Origin of the sequence: Lutibacter sp. (assembly GCF_040883305.1) — a bacterium.
In the GTDB taxonomy this organism is placed as follows: Bacteria; Bacteroidota; Bacteroidia; order Flavobacteriales; family Flavobacteriaceae; genus Lutibacter.
Genome location: NZ_JBFLKT010000122.1, coordinates 1 through 3732 on the forward strand (window position 1 = coordinate 1; position 3732 = coordinate 3732).

Sequence of the window (3732 nt, forward strand, 5' to 3'; positions counted from 1 at the left end):
CTTGGATTTGACAAACCTAGCTTAGACCCTGAAATTAAAGCAAGTAGCAAATACGCTTCTGCAAACAGTTTTGGGCACAGTGGTTTTACAGGAACCTTTGCTTGGGCAGATCCAGACAATGGCATTTTATATGTATTTTTATCTAACAGAGTATACCCAATTATGAGTAATAATAAACTTGGAGAAAAAGACATACGTTCTGAAATTCATAACTTAATTTACGAAGCAATACTAAAAAAATAAACCAATATTTAAATTAAAATTTGACTTAAAATTATTTAAGAAATTTTTAACAAATAATACGGATTATATATAAATTTATTTGTATATTTGTACTTGATATGTCGAAAGACTTATCAATCTTTTTCATAGCAATTTTCCTCACTCATTTTTGAGTGAGGTTTCTTTTTTTATAAACCTCACTTTTTAAACAAAAACTCCTTTCTTTATATATATATTTGCACTTCTAAAATAGAAAAACATGCTTTTTAACATTTCATATACAGAATGGGTTGGTTATATAGCTTCTCTGGCGTTAATTATTTCTTTTTTAATGAAAAATCTTTCAACGCTACGCATTATAAACTCCATAGGTGCCATATTATTTGTAATTTACGGAATTATGTTAGCTATATCTTGGCCAATTATTATAACCAATGCTTTTATTTTAATGGCAAATATTTACTATTTAACCAAAAAAAGAAAAGAAGCTCTAAATAATGGCAACTAAAAATCTCTAAAATTGAAACGTATAATTGTTTCTGTAACAAACGATTTAACAACAGACCAACGTGTCGATAAAGTTTGTAATACTTTATCTGAAATGGGGTTTAAAGTTTTACTAATTGGCAGAAAATTTAAAAACAGCAAAAACTTAAATAGGAACTATAATACGTTTCGATTTAAACTTTTATTTAATCACGGTTTTTTATTTTATGCTGAATATAATTTACGTTTATTCTTTAAATTATTTTTTACAAAAAAAAACATTTTATTAAGTAATGATTTGGATACATTGCTGCCTAACTTTTTAATCAGTAAGATTTTTAAATCAAAATTAGTGTATGATAGTCACGAATTATTTACTGAAGTTCCTGAATTAATTAACAGACCTTTTGTTCAAAAATTTTGGTTGACAATTGAAAAGAATATACTTCCACATATTAAGAATTGTTATACTGTAAATTCTGAAATAGCACAAATTTATACTACTAAATATAATATTCCTGTAAACGTAATTAGAAATTTAGCTCCCAATTATCACAAAAAGATACATCTTGAATCTTTTGCTGAAAAAATAAAAGGAACCAAAAAGATGCTCATTCTACAAGGTGCTGGAATAAATGTAGATAGAGGAGCCGAAGAAGCTGTTGAAGCAATGCAGTATTTAGAAAACTGTGTATTATACATAATTGGAACTGGAGATGTTATTAGTACTTTAAAAAACAAAATAAAAGACTTAAATTTAAAAGAAAAAGTTTTTATACTTCCTAAAATGCCTTATTTAGAATTGATGAGATATACTCAAATTGCAGATCTTGGGCTATCTTTAGATAAAAATACAAACCTAAATTACGAATTTAGTTTACCTAATAAAATATTTGATTACATTCAGGCAGGAACGCCATTACTTATTTCAAATAGAAAAATTATTAAAGAAATTGTAGAAAACAACAATATTGGAAAAGTAATTGAAACGCACAACCCTAAAGAAATTGCTACATGTATATCTGTTATCTTTAAAAATGAAAAACTTTATTCTAAATGGTGTCAAAATTTAGCTAAAACTGCAAATATTTATAATTGGGAAAACGAAAGTGAAAGCTTAAAAAACATTTACAACAATTTAAAATGATAATTGTTTACAGTGAAAACATATCAAATAGATTAACTTATACTTTAGATGTTATTTTTAAAAATATTTTAAAAGTTGATTATTCGATTGTAAATTATGAAACATTTAATAACTGTACTGATCAGATTAAAATAAATTATAGTAATCGCACACTAATTAATTGCATCTCCATTAAACCACATTCAATTCTTTTTGAAGAAAGCTTAAAAAAACAACATATTACTGTAGATTGGATTGATACGATTCCTTATTATTTTAAAACTTCTGATGCTGCTGATTTTAATTACGATATTTTTGCAAGTACTTTTTATATTGCAAGCAGATACGAAGAATATTTTACAACAGAACTCGACAATCATAACCGATTTAAAGCTGAAGATTCTGTTGCTTTCAAAAACAACTTTTTAGAAATTCCAGTAGCTAATATATGGGCACAAGAATTGAAAAAAGAAATCATTAAAAAGTATCCAAATTCAGATTTTACAATTTTAAAATACAACTTTATAAACTCTATAGATATTGATGTTGCGTATGCTTACAAAGGAAAAGGTTTTGTGCGTTTTACAGGAGGTTTTTTAAAAGCTTTGGTTCAACTAAATTTTTCGGAAGTAAAAAATAGATGGAACTATATTTATAAAAATGAAGATCTTTACAACACGTACGCTAAAATAATAAAGCTCCAGACTCAATTTAATACAAAAAACTTATATTTTCTAAATTTAGGTGATTATGCTAAATTGGATAAAAATATTTCATACAAAAAAAAGGCCTTGACCAAATTAATTAAACAATTAATTTCAGCTCCAAATACAACTATTGGAATCCATCCGTCATACGCTTCTAATATAGATTATCAGAAAATTAAACTAGAAAAAGATAGGCTTGAAAAAATTATAAATAAAAAGGTTACTAAAAGCAGGCAACATTATTTAATGTTAAAACATCCAGACACCTACCAACAGCTCATAAATAATAATATTGAATACGATTACACCATGGGTTACGCAAATAAAGTTGGTTTTAGAGCTGGTATTTGCAATACATATCCTTTTTTCAATATTCTAAAAAATAAAGAAGAAGGTCTACAAATTACTCCTTTTCAAATTATGGATGGAACTTTAAACCATTATGAAAATTTAACTCCAGAACAGGCATCCGAAAAGGTAAAGGATATTATTAATGTTATTAAAAATGTGAATGGAACATTTGTATCGCTTTGGCATAATTCGTCTTTAAGTGAAATTAATGAATGGAAAGACTGGACAAAAGTGTATGAAATGCTTGTTAAAAATGCCGCTAAAAATTAATTAACTTTAGTTTCATAAATAGTACAGAAAAACCCTATTTTATAAATATCAAATAATAAAAGAGTGGGTTTACCATTTAATAAATTATATTCCAACAATTTTTCAAAAACATTAAAAAACAAAACAATAAGCCAATTCAATCTTAATGCTTTTACGATTCTAAAAGTCCTTAATATTTTTAATTTTTCACCTTTTATAATATCTTTTGAATTTAAATAATATAAATTTTCAAGTCCTTCTTTTGTTTTATTCAAAAAAGTTAAACTATTCTCAATTCCTAAATGAAAAACGGGATTATTAATATGATTAATATCAATAGCATTTGATTTCAAATCTTCAATAAACACAACATCTTCATATCCATAATTAACTATTGCTTCATTAAAATCAATAGTTTTAAAAATTGATTTATAAATTAAAATATTTGCTCCTGTAACAAATTGGTATGGATGTTTTTTTCTTCGTTCAACAGATATTTCCTCACGTTTTTTTCCATATACCCATCTTAATGTCTTTTCTTTCTTAGGTGGTTCTTTTTGGTAATTCAATCCGCCACAATATGCCTTAGTA

Annotated in this window: 4 protein-coding genes and 1 pseudogene; 4 read left to right on the forward strand and 1 reads right to left on the reverse strand. The window is 25.8% G+C overall.

The genetic code is table 11. The features are described 5' to 3' along the window. The 4 genes from AB1Z17_RS03795 to AB1Z17_RS03810 form a co-directional block, all read left to right on the forward strand. Nucleotides 1-243 (forward strand): serine hydrolase (locus AB1Z17_RS03795; RefSeq protein WP_368050469.1); only part of this gene is annotated, 243 nt, incomplete at its 5' end. A 238-nt stretch (nucleotides 244-481) separates the two neighbouring features. Beyond that, the gene (locus AB1Z17_RS03800) at nucleotides 482-730 is read left to right on the forward strand and encodes a uroporphyrinogen decarboxylase (protein ID WP_368050470.1); all 249 of its coding nucleotides are present in this window, start codon (nucleotides 482-484) and stop codon (nucleotides 728-730) included. Between the two features lie 12 nt (nucleotides 731-742). Then, nucleotides 743-1855 (forward strand): glycosyltransferase, encoded by a 1113-nt coding sequence (locus AB1Z17_RS03805; protein ID WP_368050471.1) that lies wholly within the window; start codon nucleotides 743-745, stop codon nucleotides 1853-1855. After that, nucleotides 1852-3162 carry a polysaccharide deacetylase family protein gene (locus AB1Z17_RS03810; protein ID WP_368050472.1) on the forward strand — a complete coding sequence of 437 codons (1311 nt, stop codon included), beginning with the start codon at nucleotides 1852-1854 and terminating at the stop codon, nucleotides 3160-3162. The genes AB1Z17_RS03805 and AB1Z17_RS03810 overlap by 4 nt, the downstream gene beginning before the upstream one ends. On the opposite strand, the pseudogene AB1Z17_RS03815 reads toward AB1Z17_RS03810, so the two are convergent. After that, nucleotides 3159-3732, reverse strand: a pseudogene (locus AB1Z17_RS03815) (glycosyltransferase family 2 protein); the annotation flags it as partial. The gene AB1Z17_RS03810 and the pseudogene AB1Z17_RS03815 overlap by 4 nt on opposite strands.